This is a genomic window from Kineococcus radiotolerans SRS30216 = ATCC BAA-149 (assembly GCF_000017305.1).
Classification (GTDB): domain Bacteria; phylum Actinomycetota; class Actinomycetes; order Actinomycetales; family Kineococcaceae; genus Kineococcus; species Kineococcus radiotolerans.
Map to the genome: position 1 here is coordinate 581,720 of NC_009664.2, position 20,038 is coordinate 601,757.

The 20,038-nt window shown below is 74.9% G+C and carries 18 protein-coding genes and 1 tRNA gene; 11 read left to right on the plus strand and 8 right to left on the minus strand.

Going from position 1 to position 20,038, the window contains the following annotated elements:
• Positions 1-138: 138 nt before the first annotated feature.
• Positions 139-1,038, minus strand: coding sequence for a sigma-70 family RNA polymerase sigma factor (locus KRAD_RS02920; protein ID WP_203417482.1), 900 nt, complete (start codon positions 1,036-1,038; stop codon positions 139-141).
• A 240-nt stretch (positions 1,039-1,278) separates the two neighbouring features.
• Between KRAD_RS02920 and KRAD_RS02925 the strand changes: the two genes are divergently transcribed.
• From KRAD_RS02925 to KRAD_RS02965, 9 genes are all read left to right on the plus strand, one after another.
• Positions 1,279-1,629 (plus strand): hypothetical protein, encoded by a 351-nt coding sequence (locus KRAD_RS02925; protein WP_041291866.1) that lies wholly within the window; start codon positions 1,279-1,281, stop codon positions 1,627-1,629.
• A 167-nt stretch (positions 1,630-1,796) separates the two neighbouring features.
• Positions 1,797-2,288, plus strand: coding sequence for a flagellar protein FlgN (locus tag KRAD_RS02930; protein WP_011981752.1), 492 nt, complete (start codon positions 1,797-1,799; stop codon positions 2,286-2,288).
• Positions 2,289-2,299: 11 nt separating this feature from the next.
• Complete coding sequence (gene flgK / locus KRAD_RS02935) at positions 2,300-3,748, plus strand: flagellar hook-associated protein FlgK (RefSeq protein WP_011981753.1); 1,449 nt, start codon at positions 2,300-2,302, stop codon at positions 3,746-3,748.
• Positions 3,749-3,788: 40 nt separating this feature from the next.
• Positions 3,789-4,685 carry a flagellin N-terminal helical domain-containing protein gene (locus tag KRAD_RS02940; RefSeq protein ID WP_041291867.1) on the plus strand — a complete coding sequence of 299 codons (897 nt, stop codon included), beginning with the start codon at positions 3,789-3,791 and terminating at the stop codon, positions 4,683-4,685.
• Between the two features lie 86 nt (positions 4,686-4,771).
• Entirely contained in the window at positions 4,772-5,158 is a 387-nt protein-coding gene (locus KRAD_RS02945; protein WP_049821049.1) for a flagellar assembly protein FliW, read from the plus strand.
• Positions 5,159-5,355: 197 nt separating this feature from the next.
• The gene (locus KRAD_RS02950) at positions 5,356-5,763 is read left to right on the plus strand and encodes a flagellar assembly protein FliW (protein ID WP_011981756.1); all 408 of its coding nucleotides are present in this window, start codon (positions 5,356-5,358) and stop codon (positions 5,761-5,763) included.
• Between the two features lie 63 nt (positions 5,764-5,826).
• A complete protein-coding gene (locus KRAD_RS02955) occupies positions 5,827-6,342 on the plus strand; it encodes a YbhB/YbcL family Raf kinase inhibitor-like protein (RefSeq protein ID WP_011981757.1) in 516 nt (171 codons plus the stop codon).
• Entirely contained in the window at positions 6,339-6,899 is a 561-nt protein-coding gene (locus KRAD_RS02960; RefSeq protein WP_011981758.1) for a YbaK/EbsC family protein, read from the plus strand. Before KRAD_RS02955 ends, KRAD_RS02960 begins: the two co-directional genes overlap by 4 nt.
• Positions 6,896-7,267, plus strand: coding sequence for an SRPBCC family protein (locus KRAD_RS02965; RefSeq protein WP_011981759.1), 372 nt, complete (start codon positions 6,896-6,898; stop codon positions 7,265-7,267). The genes KRAD_RS02960 and KRAD_RS02965 overlap by 4 nt, the downstream gene beginning before the upstream one ends.
• Here the strand turns inward: KRAD_RS02965 and KRAD_RS02970 are convergent.
• The 4 genes from KRAD_RS02970 to KRAD_RS02985 form a co-directional block, all read right to left on the minus strand.
• The gene (locus tag KRAD_RS02970) at positions 7,226-8,185 is read right to left on the minus strand and encodes an NAD(P)H-dependent glycerol-3-phosphate dehydrogenase (protein ID WP_041292576.1); all 960 of its coding nucleotides are present in this window, start codon (positions 8,183-8,185) and stop codon (positions 7,226-7,228) included. The two genes, KRAD_RS02965 and KRAD_RS02970, sit on opposite strands and share 42 nt — an antisense overlap.
• Positions 8,186-8,195: 10 nt before the next feature.
• A complete protein-coding gene (locus tag KRAD_RS02975) occupies positions 8,196-9,014 on the minus strand; it encodes a TrmH family RNA methyltransferase (protein WP_011981761.1) in 819 nt (272 codons plus the stop codon).
• 20 nt (positions 9,015-9,034) lie between these two features.
• On the minus strand, positions 9,035-10,606 hold the full coding sequence (locus tag KRAD_RS02980; RefSeq protein WP_011981762.1) for a methyl-accepting chemotaxis protein: 1,572 nt from the start codon (positions 10,604-10,606) through the stop codon (positions 9,035-9,037).
• A gap of 80 nt (positions 10,607-10,686) precedes the next feature.
• Positions 10,687-12,300 (minus strand): putative bifunctional diguanylate cyclase/phosphodiesterase, encoded by a 1,614-nt coding sequence (locus KRAD_RS02985; RefSeq protein WP_011981763.1) that lies wholly within the window; start codon positions 12,298-12,300, stop codon positions 10,687-10,689.
• 468 nt (positions 12,301-12,768) lie between these two features.
• Here KRAD_RS02985 and KRAD_RS27420 point away from each other — a divergent pair, with 468 nt between their 5' ends.
• Positions 12,769-15,186 (plus strand): fibronectin type III domain-containing protein, encoded by a 2,418-nt coding sequence (locus tag KRAD_RS27420; RefSeq protein ID WP_011981764.1) that lies wholly within the window; start codon positions 12,769-12,771, stop codon positions 15,184-15,186.
• Positions 15,180-16,712, plus strand: coding sequence for a GGDEF domain-containing protein (locus KRAD_RS23905; RefSeq protein WP_049821050.1), 1,533 nt, complete (start codon positions 15,180-15,182; stop codon positions 16,710-16,712). The genes KRAD_RS27420 and KRAD_RS23905 overlap by 7 nt, the downstream gene beginning before the upstream one ends.
• Positions 16,713-16,785: 73 nt before the next feature.
• Here KRAD_RS23905 and KRAD_RS03000 read toward each other — a convergent pair whose 3' ends face one another.
• The 3 genes from KRAD_RS03000 to KRAD_RS03010 form a co-directional block, all read right to left on the minus strand.
• Positions 16,786-18,564 (minus strand): selenocysteine-specific translation elongation factor, encoded by a 1,779-nt coding sequence (locus tag KRAD_RS03000; protein ID WP_011981766.1) that lies wholly within the window; start codon positions 18,562-18,564, stop codon positions 16,786-16,788.
• Positions 18,564-19,871, minus strand: coding sequence for an L-seryl-tRNA(Sec) selenium transferase (selA, locus tag KRAD_RS03005; RefSeq protein ID WP_011981767.1), 1,308 nt, complete (start codon positions 19,869-19,871; stop codon positions 18,564-18,566). Before selA ends, KRAD_RS03000 begins: the two co-directional genes overlap by 1 nt.
• Before the next feature lie 26 nt (positions 19,872-19,897).
• Positions 19,898-19,993, minus strand: a tRNA-Sec gene (locus KRAD_RS03010).
• Positions 19,994-20,038 lie beyond the last annotated feature (45 nt).

A 20,038-nucleotide genomic window follows, 5' to 3' on the forward strand; every position in this document is an offset into this window, starting at 1 on the left:
AGTCGACGCGGCTCCGCGAGCGGAACCCCGTCTCTTCCATGTAACCACGCAGGGTCACAACTTGTCGCGCTCAGTGAGGAATGAGGAAGGCCCCGTTCCGACGGGTCGGAACGGGGCCTCTGAGCCGAGCGGAGGGGCTCAAGCGGTGCGGCGGGCCGGCGGCGCGCCCATCGACGCGAACGCTGAGAGGGCCAGGCGCGATCGGAAGTCGCTCTGGGCCCCGACGGCGGCGAAATAGGACTCCTTGCGCTTCAGCGCCGCACCGGAGCCGGTGACCTTCGAGACCATCTCCGGGGAGAGGTGCGTGTTCATGCCGTCGCGCAGCAGGGCGAGCGCCTCGGCGCGCATCTGCGAGATGCGGGACTCGGAGACCTCGAGCTCCTCGGCGAGCTCGGCCATCGGCCGTTCCTGGATGAAGTAGCCCTCGATGACGTGCTTCAGGCGCTCGGGCAGGACCGCGATCGCGGAGCGGAGGTAGCCGAGGCGCTCGCGGTGCAGGAGCTCCTGCTCCGGGCCGGGGGCGTGGGTCGGGAGGTGGTCGTCGATGGACCCGCCCTCGGCGGTGAAGCCCTGCATCGACAGGACCATGGAACGCTGCGCCTCGTCGCGGGTGCTGGCGAGCTCCTTCTCGGAGACCCCCAGCGACGCGGCGAGCTCGGCGCTGGTGGGGGTGCGGCCCAGCTCGGTGGTCAGCTGGTCCTCGGTCCGGCTCAGCTGGCGCTGGCGGCTGCGGACCCCGCGGGAGGCCCAGTCCGCCCCGCGCAGGTCGTCGAGGATGGCACCGCGGATGCGGGTGTTGGCGTACCGGTTGAACGGCACCCCGGTGTTGGGGTCGTAGCCGCGGGAGGCCTGGAACAGGGCCATCAGCCCCGCCGAGGTGAGGTCGTCGCGGCTGACGTGCGACGGCAGACGACCGATGAACTCGGAGGTGATGTAGCCGACGAGCGGCAGGTTCTTCTCGACGAGCGCGTGGCGCTCGGCGGCAGAGAGCTCGACCATGGGGAGCTCCCGGGCGGCGAAGGCGGTGTCTGCGGTCACACCCCCCTTCTCGGCAGCTACCCCCTCGTGACTTGAGCGCCGAACGGGTGAGGACCGCTGGCCCCCGGGTGCGCCGAACGGACCGCAGGCGTCACTGCGGGTCGCTCATCCGGCCAGCCGGGTGACAAGATCCCCGGAGGGGGCGACGATGCTCAGCAACCGGAGCGGGTGAGCCGAAGGTTGTCGGGAAGCAACGACGCCGCAAACGATGCGGCGGATGGTGTACGAGTGGCTGGAGGTATGGACGTGAAGCCGCTGTGGCAGGTCGTGCGTGACCTGGAGTTCGCGCACAAGAAGGGCCGCCTCACCCCGACGTTCCTCGACTACTACGCCGAGGTGAACGGCGAGCGCGTGAGCGCCCTCTACGCGCTCTGCGCGAAGAACTTCCTCGACGTCGAGCACGAGATCGGGCGCAACGACCACATCGCCACCGAGCGCGCGATGGGTGTCGACCAGGCCGCGGTCAACCGCGCCATGGAGGAGGAGGCACGCGTCCTGCACCAGGAGCTGCGCACCGCCCGCGACGACGGCCGGCCGTACTACCTGCGCAAGCCCACCAAGAACGCCCAGTTCATCCGCAAGTCTGACTGATCGCTCCCCCGGGCGGGGCTCGCCTCGACGGCGCCCCACCCCGCACGGGTGCGCCGGCCGCCGCCACTGGTCGCCCCGATCCACCCGCCCGGCCCCTCAGCTCGTGGTAGGAGCGGCCGATGGACGTCTCGAGCACCACTTGCTGATCGGATCGGGGAAGGACACGCATGGGACTGGCTGAGGTCTCCGGCATCCTCTGGAAGGAGCGGGAGCTGCTGGAGCTGCTCCTGTTCAAGCTGGAGGAGGAGCAGCTCGTGCTGGCCAGCGGCCGCACGCGCTGGCTGGCGCACGCGACCCGCGAGGTCGAGTTCGTCATGGAGCAGATCCGCTCCACGGAGCTCCTGCGGGCCGTCGAGGTCGACGCCGCCGCCGGCGAGCTGGGCCTGGAGCCCGGCCCCAGCCTCGGCGCGATCGCGGCGGCGGCCCCGGACCCCTGGGGCGAGCTGTTCCGCGGCCACCGCGACGCGTTCCTGACGCTGACCGCGGAGATCCAGGACCTCGCCGACGCCAACCGTGACCTGCTGACCGCCGGGTCCCGCGCCCTGCGGGAGACCCTGCTCGGGCTGGACCAGCCCCTCGACACCTACACCGCCCGGGGCAAGAACACGGCCGCGTCGGCCGGCGGATCCCGCGCCCACTTCGTCGACGAAGCCCTCTGAGAGGACCCCTGATGAGCACCTTCTCCGGCATCAACACCGCCTCGCGCGCCCTCGGCGCCGCCCAGCGCGGCATGGAGACCACCGGGCAGAACATCGCCAACGTCAACACCCCCGGCTACTCCCGCCAGCGGGTCGAGCAGTCCTCGAGCGTCCTCAACCAGACCGGTCAGTTCACCCAGAAGTACGTCCCCGGCGACGGCGTCGTCGTCAACGGACTGACCCGCGTCTCCGACGCCCTGGCCACCGCGACCGCGCGCCAGGACTCCGCCGCCGCGCAGGAGCAGGCGACGGCCGCCTCCATCTGGTCCGGCGTCGAGAACGCCATCGGCGACACCGGCGCCAGCGGGTTGAGCGAGAACCTCAAGGACCTGTCCTCGGCGTGGAACGACCTCGCCGCCAAGGCGGGCACCGACGGCCTCGCCGGCGCGCAGTCCCTGGTCATCACCCGCAGCCAGACCGTGGCGACGCAGATCGTCGGGATGAACACCCAGCTCGAAGGGCAGTACGACCAGCTCACGCTGCAGGCCGACACGCTCGCCACCCAGGCCAACACCATCGCCGGGAACATCGCCAAGCTCAACACCGGGATCCGCGAGACCACGGCCAGCGGCGCCTCGGCCAACGAGCTGATGGACCAGCGGGACCAGCTGCTCAACCAGCTCTCCGACATCACCGGCTCGCGCGTCGTGCACCGCGAGAACGGCACCGTCGACGTCCTCGTGGGGAACGCCACGATCGTCACCGGCGACTTCTCGTACGACCTGAAGATCGGCGTCCAGGAGAGCACCACCAGCACCGCGCCGATCGCCCCGGGCGCGGAGCGGATCGGAAACCAGCTGGTCGCCACGATCGGCGGCCAGAACGCCGGTCCCGTGGCCGGGTCGCTGAAGGCGACGTTCGACGGGGCCAACAAGACCCTCGCCGACCAGCAGAAGGGTCTGAACGACTTCGCGACCGACCTGACGACGAAGGTGAACGCCGCCTACGGCACGACCTTCTTCAGCAGCGTGGAGGCCGGCTGGACCACCGGCCCCGTGAAGGCCGCGCAACTGACCGTCTCGGTCACCACCACCTCCTTCCGCGACAGCACCGGCACCGGCACCGGCACCGGCTCGGCCGACCGCGCCTACGCCCGCGCCGTGTCGGAGGCCTTCAACGGTGCCCCGGCGAAGCCGGCGGTCGGGACGACCCCGGCGAAGCCGGCGGTCACCGGCATCAAGGACGGTTGGCGCACCCACGTCACCAACCTCGCCGCCTCCACCCAGTCCGCGAACAACCGCGCCGAGCTGTCCGCGCAGGTGTCGCTGAAGTCCAGCGCGGTCCGCGACGGGGTCTCCGGCGTCAACCTCGACGAGGAGATGACCAACCTCGTCGCCTACCAGCACGCGTACTCCGCGGCCGCGAAGGTCCTCACCACCATGGACGAGGCCCTGCAGTCCCTCCTCAACATGGTCCGCTGACCCCACTGACTGACCGGAGACCCTGATCATGCTCGGACGCGTGACCCAGCGCAGCATCGCCACCAACGCGCTGACCAACCTGCAGAACACCCAGACCCGCATGGCGAAGCTGCAGGAGCAGATCACCAGCGGCAACTCGCTGCCCAAGGGGTCCGAGGACTCCGTGCGCGCGGCCGCGGCCCTGCGCCTGAACGACCAGATCGCCGTCAACACCGAGAACGGGCGCAACCTCGACGAGGCCCGGGCCTGGATGGTGACCCAGGAGCCGGCGCTGGAGAGCACCACGAAGGCTCTCCAGAAGGTGCGCGAACTGACGGTGCGGGCCAGCAACGGTACCTTCGACGCCACCGCCCGGAAGGCGATCGCAGCGGAGATCACCGCGCTCAAGGAGACGATCCTCGGCGACGCCAACACCCAGTACCAGGGCCGCGCTGTGTTCGCCGGCACCTCGGCCGGGACGGTCGCCTACGACGCCACCACGTACGCCAGCAACGACGACACGAACACGACGGTGACCCCCGCGGTGGGCGTCGTCACCCGCACCGTCTCCCCCGGTGTGCACATGCAGGTCAACATCTCGGGCAACAGCGTCTACGGGTCCGGGAACGACTCCCTGTTCGCCGAACTGGACACCCTCGCCCAGAAGATCACTGACGGTGACCCCACTGCGGCGGCGTCGCTGTCGACGATCGACGGCCGCATCACCAAGGCGACCAACGCCATGGCCACGATCGGCGCCCGCACCAACCAGCTCGACCACGCCGAGGAGGTCAACGCCAACCAGCTGGCCTACCTCGAGGCGCAGCTGAACGACGTGCAGGGTGTGGACCCGGCCAAGGCCTACGTGGAGTTCACCCAGCAGAACGTGGCCTACCAGGCGGCGCTGCAGGTGACGGCGAAGACCGTCCAGACCTCCCTCCTGGACTTCCTCCGCTGACGCGGGCCACCGCACCGCAGGTCGAACGCCTCACCCACCTCGCCTCCCCCGGAGATCCCAGAGTGACCTCTACGACCGACACCCCCGTGTCCGCCCCCACGATCGAGTTCGTCTCGCCCATCATGGGCTTCGCCGAGCACTCGGCCTTCCACCTCGTCCCCCTGGACGAGGAGGGGACGCTGTACTCGTTGCGCGCCGCCGACGGCACGGGCGTCCGCCTCGTGGTCGTCGCCCCGCTGAAGTTCTTCCCCGGTTACGCGCCGGAGATCGACGACGAGACGGTGATGAAGCTCGACCTGCGGGACGCCACGGAGGCGGCGGTGCTGAACGTCGTCAACGTCGGGGACGACCCGGCCACGGCGACGGTCAACCTGCTGGCCCCGATCGTGATCAACCACCGCACGCTGCAGGCGTCGCAGGTGGTGCTGGTGGGGACGGATCTGCCGCTGCGCGCCCCCCTGCTGGCGGCCTGAGCCGCCTCGCACCGCGAACGCCCCGCCGGGTCCCCGGCGGGGCGTTCGCGCGTTCCGGGAACGACACGAACGCCGAGACGGATCGGCCCATCTCCGCTACCGTCTGTAGTGGTCGAGACACCGCGAGTGCGTATCGCGGTGACCAGGCGACGCCCGGGAACAGAGCCCCCCGGGACCTGCAGACGAAGGGATCCGTTGTGAGCATCGCTTCCGACACCAAGCCCAAGATCGAGTTCGTGAGTCCCCTCATGGGCTTCGACCAGCACACCGCCTTCGAGATCGAGGCCCTCGACGACGACGGCATGTTCTTCACCATGCAGTCCACGTCGGACCCCAGCCTCCGCCTCGTGCTGGCGGACCCGCAGCCGTTCTACCCCGACTACGACGCCGTGATCGACGGTGACACCGCCAAGTCGCTGCAGATCGAGGACGAGGGCGACGGCGCCATCCTCGCCATCGTCAACATGGCGCAGGGCATGGAGAAGGCGACGATGAACCTCTTCGCGCCCATCGTCGTGAACCCCAAGGCGCACCGCGCGGTCCAGGCCATGCTCTACGGCGAGGACCACCCCCTCGACGCACCGCTGAACCCGCCCGCCAGCTGACCAGCTGACCCCGGCAGGGGCGCTGGGCGGCAGGCGCCCGGCGCCCCTCGTAGGGTCGGTCCCATGAACCTCGAACGACCTGTCGCCCCGGAGCCGTATTCCCTGCTCCCCGCCGTCCCCGGCTTCGCCCTGCGTTCCACCGACGTGACCGCGGGCGAGCAGATGGACGAGCGGCACGCCGGCGGGAACGTCTCGCCCCAGCTCAGCTGGGACGGCTTCCCGGACGGCACGAGGAGCTTCCTCGTCAACTGCTTCGACCCCGACGCCCCGACCCCGGCCGGCTTCTGGCACTGGACGGTCGTCGACGTGCCGGTCGCGGTGACGAGCCTGCCCACCGGGGCGGGGTCGCAGCCGGCGCCCGAGGGGGCGACGGTGCTGCGCAACGACCTCGGGACCGCCGACTTCACCGGCGCCGCTCCCCCGCCCGGTGACCACCCGCACCGCTACGTCTTCGCCGTCCACGCCCTCGACGTCGAGAGCCTGGGCCTGCCCGCCACCGCGACGCCCACGGTGGCGGCCTTCGCCTCGCTGGGTCACGTGCTGGCCCGCGCGACGCTCGCGCCGGTCTACTCCCGGTGAGCGCGCCCGCCGCCGCCCAGCGCGTCGCGGGCGACCTGGAGCTGCTGCCGGCCGCCGAGCACCCGCACCTGCTGCCCGAAGCGGTGCGGGCGGCGCTGCCCGAGGGCGCCTGGACCCTGGAGATCGACCCCGGCCTCGCCGACACCCAGGCCCTCGTCGACGCCGCGCACGTCCCGCTGGACGGGTCCGCGAACTGCGTGGTCGTCGCCGGCAAGCGGGACGGGGAGGAACGCGTCGCGGCGTGCGTGGTGCTGGCCAGCACCCGCGCCGACGTCAACGGCGCGGTCAAGAAGGTCCTCGACGTCCGCAAGGCGTCGTTCCTGCCGATGGACCGGGCCGTGGAGGAGTCAGGCATGGAGTTCGGCGGGATCACCCCCGTCGGGCTGCCCGGCGGGTGGCGGGTCCTCGTGGACACCCGGGTCGCGGGCAGCGAGTGGGTGCTCATCGGCTCCGGGGTGCGCCGGTCCAAGCTGGTCGTGCGCGGCGCCGACCTGGCCGCCCTGCCCGGCGCGGAGGTCGTGGACATCGCGATGACGCCCCCGGTGGCCTCGACGTGATCGTCCGGGGACGCAGGTCGGCCGCGGACGCCTGGGAGGACTACGCCCGCATCGCCCGCTGGCCGACCTGGTCCCCGCAGATGACGTCGGTGCACGCCTCGGCCGAGCGGATCGCCCCCGGCGTGACCGGTGTCGTGTGCAGCGGCCCGCTGCGGCTGCCGTTCACGATCACCGCCGTCGACGAGGACGCGAGAACGTGGAGCTGGCGGGTCCTCGGCGTGCGGATGCACCACGGCGTGCGGGCCACGCCCAGCGGTTGCGCCACCACCTTCGACGGCCCGCTGCCCTACCTGCCGGTGGCGCGGATCGCGTTGCGGCGGCTGGTCTCAGGCCACCGTCAGCAGCCGGGTGACCGCCTCGACGGGTGAGCGCTGCCCGTCGAGGACGGCCACGACGTCGCGCACGAACGGCAGGTCCGGGTCGCGCCGCAGCAGCGCCGGGGCCGTCGCGACGCCCTCCGCGGTGCCGCCCGCGCGGACCAGCGCCTCGGCCAGCGGCAGCCCCTCCCCCAGCGCCACCCCGACGCGGTGGTTGCGCGAGAGCGTGGAGGTGCTGGTGGCGACGAGGTCCCCGGCGCCGGCCAGGCCCAGGAACGTCTCCAGCCGCGCCCCGAGGCGCCGGCCCAGCTCCGCGGTCTCGGTGAGCCCCAGGGTCGTCACCGCGGCCCGCGCGTTCGCGCCCAGACCCGCGCCCTCCACCATCCCCACGGCCAGCGCGACGACGTTCTTCACCGCCCCCGCGACGTCGACGCCGACGACGTCGGTCAGCGGGTGGGCGTGGAAGTCCGGTGTGCTGCACCAGGTCGCGACCCGCCCGGCCACCTCCGCGTCCACGCAGGCCACGACGGTGGCGGCGGGCTGACCGCGGGCGATCTCCAGGGCGAGGTTGGGCCCCGACAGCGCCAGGACGGGCCGGCCGTCCAGGACGTCGGCGACGACCTCGGAGCCGAACAGCCCCGTCGAGGTCTCCACGCCCTTGGCCAGGTTCACCACCGGGACGGCGGGCAGCACCTCCCGCCAGCGCAGGAGCAGGGACCGCAGCCGCTGCAGCGGCACCGCGAGGACCACCAGCTCCGCGCCCTCCACGACGTCCTCGACGCGGGACCCCGCGTGGACGCGGGCGGGCAGGTCGATCCCCGGCAGGTACTGCTCGTTGCGCCCCGAGACCCGGATGCGCTCGGCGAGCTCGGGCCGGCGGCACCACAGCCCGACGCTGCTGGCGTTGGCGGCGAGGAGCCCGGCGACGGCCGTTCCCCACGCTCCGGACCCGAGGACGGCGACGTGCACACCCGCCACGCTACGCCCGCCGCGTCTCCCACAGCGCCACCGCGCTGGCGGCGGCGACGTTGAGGCTGTCCACCCGCGGGTCCATCGGGATCCGCACCACGAGGTCGGCCCCGGACAGCGCGCGCCGGCTCAGCCCGTCCCCCTCCGTCCCCAGCAGCAGCGCGAGGCGCTCCGGCACCGCGAAGGAGCCCAGCGCCACCGAGTCCTCCGTCAGGGCCAGCGCCGCGACGGCGAACCCCGCCGAGCGCAGCAGGTCCAGGTCCCCGGGCCAGGACGCCGCCCGCGCCCACGGCAGGTGCAGCACCGTCCCCATCGACACCCGCACGCTGCGCCGGTACAGCGGGTCCGCGCACCGCGGGCTGACGACGACGCCGTCGACGCCGAAGGCGGCCGCGGAGCGGAACAGCGCACCCACGTTGGTGTGGTCGACGACGTCCTCGAGGACCACCAGCCGCGCCGGGCCCGCGGGCAGCGACGCGAGCAGGTCCGGCACCGACCGCTGCGCGGGGCGCTGCATGGAGGCCAGCGCGCCGCGGTGCAGGTCGACCCCGGTGAGGTCGGCGAACGCCGCGACGGGGGCCACGAACACCGTCGCTCCCGCGGGCAGCACGTCGGCGAGGTCCTCGAAGCGGCTGCGGGACAGCAGGAGCGAGCGGGGGACGTGCCCGGCGGCCAGCGCGCGCCGGATGACCTCGACGCCCTCGGCGAGGTACAGCCCCTCCGCCGGTTCCCGCCGGGCGCGCAGCTGCACGTCCTTCAGCGCGGTGTAGTCGCGCAGGGAGCCCGCGTGCTGCGGATCGGTGAGGTCGTCCAACTCGATCAGCGGCACGCGGGCAAGCTACCGGAGGCTCAGAGGCGGAACCGACCCACCACGGTCCGCAGCTGCTGCGACACCCCCGACACCTCGTCGGCGGCGGTCCGGGTGGCGACGACGGAGCGGTCGGTCGCGTCGGTGGCGGTCGACACCCCGTCGATCCCGGCGGTGATGCGGTCCGCGCCGCCGGCGGCGTCGGCGATCGAGCGCGACATCTCGTTCGTCGTGGCGGTCTGCTCCTCCACGGCCGAGGCGATGGTCGTCTGCAGGTCGTTGATCCGGGCGATGACCTCGCTGATGGAGGCGATCGCGGTGACCGCGCCGGTGGTGTCGGACTGGATCGTGGAGACCCGGCGGGAGATGTCCTCGGTGGCGCGCGCGGTCTGCTGCGCGAGCTCCTTCACCTCACCGGCGACGACGGCGAAGCCCTTGCCCATCTCCCCGGCGCGCGCCGCCTCGATGGTCGCGTTGAGGGCCAGCAGGTTCGTCTGCTCGGCGATGGCGGTGATGACCTTGACGACGTTGCCGATCTCCAGGGAGCTCTCCCCGAGGCGGGCGACGGTGGCGGTGGTGTCCTCGGCGACCTGCACGGCGTGCGCCGCGACCCCGGTGGCCTCGGCGGCGGAGGCGGAGATCTCCCGGATCGCGGACCCCATCTGCTCCGAACCGGCGGAGACGGCCTGCAGGCTGGTGGAGACGGTGGAGATGTCCCCGGACACCGAGCGGACCTCGCTGCCGGCGCGGTCGGAGGCCACCGCGGCGTCGGAGGAGGCCTGGGCCAGCACCTGCGAGGAGTGGCCGAGGGTCTCGGCGCCGGCGGCGACGGAGGCGAACTCGGTGCGCAGGCGGGCGATGGCGTGGTCCAGGGAGGAGGCCATGCGGCCCAGCTCGTCGCCGCGCTCGATGCCGGAGGAGACGGTCAGGTCGCCCTGGTCCAGCGCCTCGGCGACGGAGGCGATGCGCCCGGCGTCCGCGCGCACCCGGCGCACGACGCGGGCGACGACGCCGGCGCAGACGACGAGCCCGCCCAGCAGCACCGCGATCGTGGTCCACAGGGTGGTGCGGGCCCCGTCGCGGCTCTCGGCGACGACGTCGTCGACGGCGGCGGTGGAGAGCTCGGTCAGCGACTCCACGTCGGCGCGGAACGCGTCCTGGGCCGCGGTGTAGGCCTCGCCCGCGGCGGCGCGGGTCGCGTCGTCGGTGGCGCTGATGAGCACCTGGCCCTGCTCGCTCATGGTGTCGAGCTGCTCGGACAGGTCGGCGGCGAGCTCCTGGTCGGGGCCGGTCGCCACGTCCTGCAGGGCCTCGACCGCGTCGGCGCGCTCGGCGGTGGCGGTCTGCAGGTCCGGGGCCAGCTGGGAGCCGCCGTTCAGGTACTGGACGGCGAGAGTCAGGCCGCCGACGCGTTCGTGCAGGAGCTCCACGGAGCGGACGGCCTCCAGGCGCACGAGGGCGTCGCCCTTCAGCTGCTCCAGCTGCTCCGCCTGGTCCTGCGCCGCGACCGTGCCGGTGACGCCGAGGGCGAGGGCCACCACGCCCATGCAGCCCGCCGCCCCGACGATCCCCGACGTGAGGGAGACCCCACCCTTGCGCGGGAGACCCGCCATCACAACCGCCCCGTTCCCCGTGGCGCCCCGGTGACGCCGTCAGCTGGGAGCATCGGCAGGAACGGTCCCGGGGTGGAGCCTCAGAGCACGACGGTCGCGGGGACGTGCTCGTCGGCCGGCTGCACGGGGGTGGCGGGGCGGGAGCGGGCCAGGTCGATGACCGCGCCGACCTCGGCGTTGGGCCGGCCGAGGAGGAAGCCCTGGGCGCTGTCGCAGCCGAGGCGGCGCAGCGCGTCGAGCTGCTCGTGGGACTCCACGCCCTCGGCGACGACGCCCACGCCCATGCTCTTGGCCATCCCGATGATCCCGGCCACGACGGCCTCGTCCTGGCGGCGCCGGCCGAGCCCGGCGATGAAGTGCCGGTCGACCTTGACGTGGTCGATGGGCATCGTCTGCAGGTGCTTGAGGGAGGACACCCCGGCCCCGAAGTCGTCGACGGCGACGCGCACCCCCATCATGCGCAGCGCGTGCAGGGTGGAGAACCCGGCGTTGGCGTCGGCGACGAGGAGGTCCTCGCTCACCTCGACCAGCAGCGCGCTGCCCGCAGGGCCGGTCGGCTGGTTGGTGGCGACGGCGTCGAGCAGCTCGGCGTTGGCCAGCTGCCGGCGGGAGACGTTCACCGCGATCGTCAGGTGGCAGTCCTCGATGGTGGAGTACCACTCCTCCAGCTGCCGCCAGGCCTCGGCGATGACCCACTTGCCGATGTCGACGATCAGGCCGCTGCGCTCGGCGAGGGGGACGAAGTCGCTGGGCTGCAGCAGGCCCCGCCGGGGGTGCTGCCAGCGCAGCAGCGCCTCCACCCCCTGCACGTGCCCGTCGCGCAGGTCGATGATGGGCTGGTAGTGCAGCCGCAGCTGCCCCTGGGAGACGGCGAGGGCGAGGTCGTCCTCGGTCTGCAGGGCGTCGACGGCCTGGGCCTGCATGCGTTCGTCGAACAGCTCCGAGCGGGCCTTGCCGCTCTCCTTGGCGCGGTAGAGCGCGGCGTCGGCGCGGCGCAGCAGCTTGGAGGCGTCGGCCTCGTCGCGGGCCAGCGCGATCCCGACGCTGGGGGTGATGGTGAGCTTGCGGCCGTCGCCGAACTCGATCGGGTGGTTGGCGATGGAGCTGACGACGCGGTCGGCGATGCGGCTGGCGTTCAGCTCGTCGGAGAGGTCCTCGCAGAGGACGGCGAACTCGTCGCCGCCGAAGCGGGCGACGGTGTCCTCGGGGCGGACCGCGGCGCGCAGCCGGTGGGAGACCTCGACGAGGACGGTGTCGCCGACGCCGTGCCCGTGGGTGTCGTTGACGGTCTTGAACCCGTCGAGGTCGAGGTAGAGGACCGCGCACGCCTTGGAGCCGCGGCGGGCCAGGGCGTGCTGGAGGCGGTCGGTGAACAGCTGCCGGTTGCCGAGGTCGGTCAGCGGGTCGTGCAGCGCCTGCCGCATCGCGGCCTCGAGGGCCTCCTGCCGGTCGCGGCCCTCCACGTCGAGGCGGGCCGCGGACTGCAGGGCCAGCACGAGGAGGAGGGTGGCCGCCACCACGCCGCCGGCGAGCGCGGTCAGCAGGACCGAGAGGGTGGGTTCGCCGGCGAGGGCGACCTGGACGAGGGCGACGACGCCGACCACGACGAGGGGGGACACGACGGCCCAGGGGACGACGCGGGTGCGGACGTCATCTCCGGCCAGGTGGCGGACCGACCAGGGCCAGCGGCTCATCCGGCGTTCCTCCCCTTCCGTGGGTGGCGTGTGCGCGGTGGGGGGGTGGCCTCACCGTGTCCGGTCCCTGACTGCTCATCGTCACGGCCCGGACACGTCCTGTCTACTTCACCCGCTCGGGCGCGTCGTGGCGGGGAGGACCGGCGCGCCGCCCGGTCACCCGATCGGCGGAGCCGTGGACCCGGCGGGGCGCAGCGCTGCCCGGGTCGCCCCGGTGGGGGCGACGGGGCCTTCCCGACTCACCCGTTCGCCTCCCCGCCCGGCCCTTTCCCTGTCTGGAGCAGCGGCGGAGGGACGCCGTGCGGGCCGCCGTCACCCCCGGGGGCGCCGCCTGGCCCGCCGGCGGCCCCGGGGCCACCCGTTCGGCGCAGCGCGCCGGGGTGGGTGTGACGAAGGTTGAACACGCAACGTTCGCCCGGGTGATGGACGCCCCTCCACTCCCGGGCCGAACACGACGAAGGACCTACCGTGACGTTCTGCTGGAGACGACGGCAAGGACGCGGCTCGGGGGGACCCGCCGCGTTCCTCCTCGTCGTCGTCGCCGCGGCGTCCCTGGTCTTCGCTCCCGCGGCGCAGGCCGCCGACGGCATCGGGTACACCGAATTCGTCATCGCCGACAACACCGGCTACCTCGGCACCCCAGAGGAACTGAGCGGGGGCCTCGTCGACGTCGCCGTCGACCGGACCGGCAACACCTACGTCTCCGACTGGGGCAGCCACGTCGTCTTCCGGATCGACGCCCGCACCGGGGTGCGCAGCGTCTTCGCCGGCACGGGACGCGTGTCCACCACCCCCGACCCGGCTGAGGGGAAAGCTTGGTCCGTCGACCTGGGCCAGCCCTACGGGCTGACCGTCGACGCCGCCGACAACGTCTACATCACCGACCGCACCCAGCACCGCGTCGTGAAGGTGACCCCGCAGGGAGACCTCACGACGGTGATGGGCGACGGCACGAGCAGCAAGGCCCCCGACGGCACCCTCGTCGGACCGCGACCCGGCCCGGCCCGGCAGTCCCCGCTGAACCCCATCGAGGTCGCCGTCGGACCCGACGGGACCGTCTACGCCGTCGACGAGGACGCGTCGGCCGTCGTCGCGGTCCGGGACGGGACGCTGACCGTGGTTGCGGCCAGGGCGGACGTCAACGCCGCGCTCGGCGTCACCGGTCCCCCCCTCTTCGGGCCCAAGGGACTCGTCGTCCAGGCCGACGGGACGCTGCTCGTCAGCAACAAGTTCGCCCACGACGTCGTGGCGATCCGGGACGGGACCATCACCGTGGTCGCCGGCGGCCGCAACGGCACCGTCGTACCGGGACCGGCCACCGCGAGCGGTCTCGACCACCCCGAGCGGATCGCCGTGGACCCGCAGGGGAACCTCTACGTCGCCGACGCGGGCAACGACTCGATCGACGTCGTCGACTCCGACGGCCGCATCAGCGCCCTGCCGGTGACCCTCAACGAACCCACCGGTGTCGCCGTGGCCGTCGACGGCAGCGTCCTCATCGTTGACCAGAACAACCAGCGGGTCGTGCGGTGGGCGCCGAACGAGCGCCCCACCATCAGTCCGGTCCCAGCGCTGAGCACGGACGTCGGCACCTCGGCTCGGGCGACGGTGACCTGGACCTCCACCCGCACCTGGGACGTCGTCGGCCCCCTGCCCGCAGGCGCCGCGCTGGTCGACGCCACGACCACCGGCGCGACGCTCACCTGGGACCCCGTGCGTGCCGGTACCAGCACCGTCACCGTCCAGGCCTGCGCCTGGCTGTCCCGGTCCTGCGCCCGTCAGCGGGTCACCCTCGAGGGTCGTGCCGTCCGCCCCGGCGCCCCGGGGGACCTGACGGCGACCCTGACCGGCGGCGTCGTCGGCCTCCGCTGGACCGCACCGGTGTCCACGGGCGGTACGACGCTGGACGGCTACACGGTCACCGCCATGGACGAGGCGACCGGCGTCCGCACCGACGTCGACGTCACGGGGACCGCGCTGGACCTGAGCACCCTGACCGCGGGGCACGCGTACGCGCTGAGCGTCGCGGCCCGCAACAGCGCGGGGACCGGGGACGCGTCCTCGCCCGTGGTCGTGCGGCTCCCCGCCCCGCCGAGCCCGGTCCCCGCCCCCCGCACCCCCAGCCCCTCCACGCCGAGCACCCCCACGCCCACCACCTCCGCACCCACCACCCCGGCGGTCGCGCCCGTCCCCGCGCCGACGGCCACCCCGGTCACCCCCGCCGACCCCGTGGAGCCGACCACGGGACCGACGACCGTCCCCACGACCGTCCCCACGACCGTCCCCACGACCGTCCCCACGACGGCTCCCACGACGGCTCCCACGACCCCGGCCGTCCCGGCTCCCCCGACCCGGGCCGTCCCGACCGCCGTCCCGACCGCCGCGGCGCGACCGGCGCCCGAGCGGCGGCCGGCCCCGGCGAACCCCACGAGCGCCCCCACCCCGGCGGACCCCACGAGCCCTCCCACCTCCGCGGCAGCCGCGTCCGTCCCCACCGCGCGGCCCACCACGACGCCCACGACGACGCCCACGACGACGCCCACGACGGCGAGCGCGAGCCCCTCCCCCGCCGCGCTGCCCCCCGCGCCCCCCGCCGACCCGCCCCCCGCGCCCCCCGCCGACCCGCCCGCCGCGGGCCGGTCCGCACCCCGGCCTCCCCTGCTGGACCGCCTCCCCGAGGCGATCGCCGCCCCCGTGCGCGCGGTCGCGACGGTGGGGGTGGCGGTGGCCCGTCACGCCCAGTACCCGTCCGCGGTGTTCGCGCTCGCCGGGTTCTTCCTGCTCGCCCAGCGCCGCATCGACCGCGACGACCCGAAGCTCGCGCTGGCCCCGGTGGTGCCCGACGACCGGGTGCCCTTCGAGACCCAGGAGGTGGCGCCGTGGTGAGCCCCGGGGGCGACCCCACCTTCGTGCCGCTCTCGGACCGCGTCCGCTGGACGGCGGTCCTGCGCCTGCTGCTCGTGGTCACCGGCACCGCCCTGTGGTGGTCCGGCGACCGCGAGCCCGCCCACGACCGCACGCTCGCCGCGCTCGGGCTGGGGTACCTCCTGGTGACCGCCGTCCTGCTGCTGGTGCGCTCGGGGCGCTCGGTGACCCGGGCCGGGCTGGACGCGGGGCTGCTGCTGGACAGCGTGGTCCTCATCGTCGCCGTCCACGCCCTGGGCGGGGCCGAGGCCCCTGCCGCGGCCCTGTTCGCCCTGCACGCGGCGGGGACCACGCTGCTCACGTCCTTCCGCACGGGCGTGAAGGTCGCCGGCACCCACACGGTCCTCGTGCTGTGCCTGGTGCAGGCGCAGGCGACGGGCATCCTGCCCGGCGGGCCGGACGCGGGGGTCTTCCCCTCCAACTTCACCGGCTTCGCCGCCCTGCTGTGGGCCACGACCCTGGGCACGGCGACGTTCGCGGCGGTCAACGAGCGGGAGCTGCGCCGGCGCCGGCACGACACCGAGGTGCTGCACGGCCTGCTGGTGCAGCTCAGCGGGGCCGATGACCGCGAGCGGGTGGCGTCGCTGCTCGTGCGGTTCGTGCGCGAGGAGCTGCCCGCCGCCCGGGCGCAGGTCGTGCTGGCCGGGGTGGACGCGGCGGGGCCGGGGACCGACCTCGTGGCGGTCCCCGCGGGCCCGCTGGACGCGGTCCTCGTGCGCGCCGAGGCCGAGGACCGCTCCGTGCTCGTGCACCGGCCCCACCCGCGGGAGGACCCGTGGCTGGCCCGCGGGTGGTCGGCGGCGCGGGGGATGGTGGTCGTGCCCCTGCCGGCGGTCGCCGGGCGCGGTTGGCTCGTCGTCGACCTCGGCGACGGACGAGGGTCGGTCCTGGCCCGCGGCCTCGAGCGGCGCGCGGTGCGGGCCCTGGAGCAGGCGGTGTCCCACGCGGCGCTGGCCCTGTCGCGGGCGAGCGCCCTGGAGGCCCTGCGCCGGGCCGCCACCCTCGACGGGCTGACGGGGGTCGCCAACCGGCGCACCCTGGACGAGGTGCTAGCGCGGGTGGACGGGGAGGCGCTGGCCGTGGCGCTGCTGGACGTCGACCACTTCAAGGCCGTCAACGACCGCTTCGGGCACCAGACCGGCGACGAGGTCCTGCGGGCCGTCGCGGCAGCGGCGGTGTCGGCGGTGCGCGAGGGCGACCTCGTCGCCCGCTACGGCGGGGAGGAGTTCGCGGTGCTCATGCCGGGCACGGGCACCGCCGAGGCGCAGGTCGTCGTCGAGCGGCTGCGGGCGGCGGTCGCGGGCGGCACGACGCCCCGGGTCACCTGCAGCGTCGGCATCGCCGGCGGTGCGGCGGGCGACCCGGCGGCGCTGCTCGCCGAGGCCGACCGCGCCCTCTACGCGGCCAAGGCCGCCGGCCGCGACCGCAGCGTCCTCGCCGAGCAGCTCGGGCCGCGGTCGGCCGAGGTGGGCGCCGAGGACCGCTGAGGTCCGCTGCGCGGGCCCGGCGACGGGGTCGTCGCCCTCGCGGGAGGTCCCCGGCGGCCTCCCCGGGACGGGTTCAGCGACCCGTCAGCCGCCGCCGGTCGTCGCCGTCGCGCGCGGTGGCCCCGGCGGCGTCGAGGGCCTCCAGCAGCGGCACCGCCACCCGGCGCGAGGTGCCCAGGGCGCGGCGGGCCTCGCTCACCGAGAACGGTTGCGGAGCACCGCTCAGCGCCTGCACCGCCCGGTCCCGGTAGCCGGGGGCCAGCACGAGGCCCTCCGCGACGCGTTCCAGCCGGCCCGCGCGCACCGCCGCGGCGAGCTCGGCGCGTCCCAGCCGCAGCTCCCGCAGCCGCTCCACGTCGGGAGCCGCGAACGGGTCGCGGCGCAGGTCGGCCAGGACGAGGTCCACGGCCCGCTCGACCGCCGGGGGCAAGTCGGAGGTGCGTTCGACGACCCGTCCGTCGTGGACGCGCAGCGGGGGCGCCACCAGGGCCTCGACGAGCTCCAGGGCCGGCAGCCCCAGCAGCCGCCGGGTCTGCTCCAGCGTCGGTCCCGGTTGCAGCGGGTTCGCCGCCGCGAACCCCGCCACGACGCGGCGCAGCTCCCGGCCGCGGTCGGCCCAGAACCCCGGGTCGGCGTACCAGTCCCCGGCCACGGGCCGGCCGGTCGGGGTGACCCCGGTGGTCCGCAGGTGCCGCCCGCTGAGCAGCCGCCGCCGGCGCAGCTCGCGGGGGAAGTCCGGGCCCACGACCCCGGCCAGGTCCGTGACCCGGGCGGCGGCCGCCCCGCGCCGCCGCAGCGGCGGCGGGTCCACGTCCAGGGCGGTCCCCGCCCCCAGGACGGTGTGCTGCGCGGGGTCGCGCAGCAGCAGCCGGTCCCCCACCCGCAGCGGCAACGGGGTCGCCAGCTGCAGGCGCAGCAGCACGTCGTCCCCGTCGCGGCCCAGCGGCCGGACCCGGACGGGGACGGCCGCGGACCCCAGGTGCGCGACGACGTGGGTGGGGACGTCGGTGGCGCCGGTGGCGTCGCCGCCGTGCCCGGCCCGCGGCAGGCGCACGTCGAGGACGTCGCTGCGCCGGTGCGTCCCGGGCGTCAGCAGCGCGTCACCGCGCCCGACGTCGTGGCGGTCGGTCCCGCGCAGGTTCACCGCGACCCGGGCGACCGCCTCGACCCGCTCGGCAGCGCGCTCCAGGGACTGCAGGCCCCGGACGTGGACGCGGGCGTCGCCGAGCTCCAGCTCGTCGCCCACCGCCAGGCTCCCCGCGGACAGCGTGCCCGTGACGACCGTCCCGGCGCCGGTGACGGTGAAGCTGCGGTCGACCCAGAACCGCACGGGCGCGGCGGGGTCGGGGGCGGGCACCGCGGCCAGCACCCCGGCCAGCACCCGCCGCACGTCCTCCAGGCCCGCGCCCGACACCGCGCTGCACGCGACCGCGGGGACCTCGCCCAGGCTGCTGGTGCGCAGCTCCGCCAGCGCGCGCTCGCGGGCGGGGGCGGGGTCGGCCAGGTCCGCGCGGGTCACGACGAGGACCCCGTGCCGCACGCCGAGGGCGTCGAGGGCGGCCAGGTGCTCGGCGGACTGCGGCATCCACCCCCCGTCGGCGGCGACGACGAACACCGCCACCGGCACCGGGCCCACCCCGGCGAGCATCGTCGGGACGAACCGCTCGTGCCCGGGGACGTCGACGAAGGCGACCGGCCCGGCGCCCGGCAGGTCCGTCCAGGCGAACCCCAGGTCGATGGTCAGCCCGCGCCGCTTCTCCTCCGCGTAGCGGTCCGGGTCGCGGCCGGTGAGGGCGCGCACGAGGGTGGACTTGCCGTGGTCGACGTGGCCCGCGGTCGCGACGACGTGCATCAGGACACCGCCGCCGCGACGGCCCCGACCAGCGCGCCGTCGGCCCCGGCGGGGACGCACCGCAGGTCCAGCAGGGTCCGGCCCCCCTCGACGCGGCCCACCACGGCGGGGTCGCCCCGCCGCAGCGCCTCCGCCAGGTGCGGGGGCAGGGACACCACCCACGACGCCAGTTCCACCCCGGGGGCCCCGCCGCCGCCGACGACGGCCCGCGACGGCTCCACCCGCGCGTCGACCCCCGCGTCCGCGAGGGCGGCCGCGACCTCCCCGCACCGGCGCCGCAGCTCCGCCGGGTCGGCGTGGACGGCGTCCACCGTCGGGTTGGCCGCCGCGCGCAGGGTCGCCTCCAGCGCGGCGAGGGTGAGCTTGTCCACGCGCAGCGCCCGGGCCAGGGGGTGCCGGCGCAGGCGCTCGACGAGTTCCGCCCGCCCCAGCAGCAACCCCGCCTGCGGGCCGCCGAGGAGCTTGTCCCCCGACGCCGTCACGAGGTCGGCGCCGGCGACGAGGACGGAGTGCGCGTCGGGTTCCTCCGGCAGCAGCGGGTCCGGGGCGAGCAGCCCCGAGCCGGTGTCCACGACGACCGGGACCCCCAGACCGGTCAGCTCCCCGGCCTGCACGCCCGCGGTGAACCCGGTGACGACGAAGTTGGAGGGGTGGACCTTGAGGACGAAGCCCGTCCGCTCCCCGACCGCCGCCGCGTAGTCGGCGAGCGTCGTGCGGTTCGTGGTGCCGACCTCGCGCAGCCGCGCGCCGGTGGACTCCAGCAGGTCCGGCAGCCGGAACCCGTCGCCGATCTCGACGAGCTCCCCGCGGCTGACGACGATCTCGCGCCCGGCCGCCAGCGCGGTCGCGGCGAGGACCAGGGCCGCCGCCCCGTTGTTCACGACGTGCACGCCGCCCGCGGCGGGCACCGCCGCGGCCAGGGCGGCCATCGCGCCCCGCCCGCGCCGCGCCCGCCGCCCGGTGGCGAGGTCCATCTCCACGTCGGTGGCCCCGGCCGCGGTGACGACCGCCTCGACCGCGGCCGGGGACAGCTGGGCCCGGCCGAGGTTGGTGTGCAGGACGGCGCCGGTGGCGTTGAGGACCCGCCGCAGCGTGGTCCCGGCGGGGGGCAGGGAGGCGAGGACGAGGTCGACGACGTCGCCGGGGGCCGCCTCGCCGTCGCGGACCCGCTGCTGCGCGACCCGGACGGCGTCCTTGACCGCGTCGCGACCGCGGGTGCGCACGTCCTCGGCCAGGCGGGGGTCGGCGAGGACGGCGTCGGTGCGGGGGACCGAGCGGCGCACGTCCGGCGCGGGGTTGCGGGGCACGGGGCCAGAACCTACCCCGGCGTGCGTGGCGGAGGCGGATGGGAATCGAACCCACCTGACCGAGGTGCTCGGTCACGTCGGTGTTGAAGACCGCGGGGGCCACCAGGCACCCGTACGCCTCCCCGGCAGCACGCGTGCCCACCCTGCCACACCGCGACCGCCGCGGC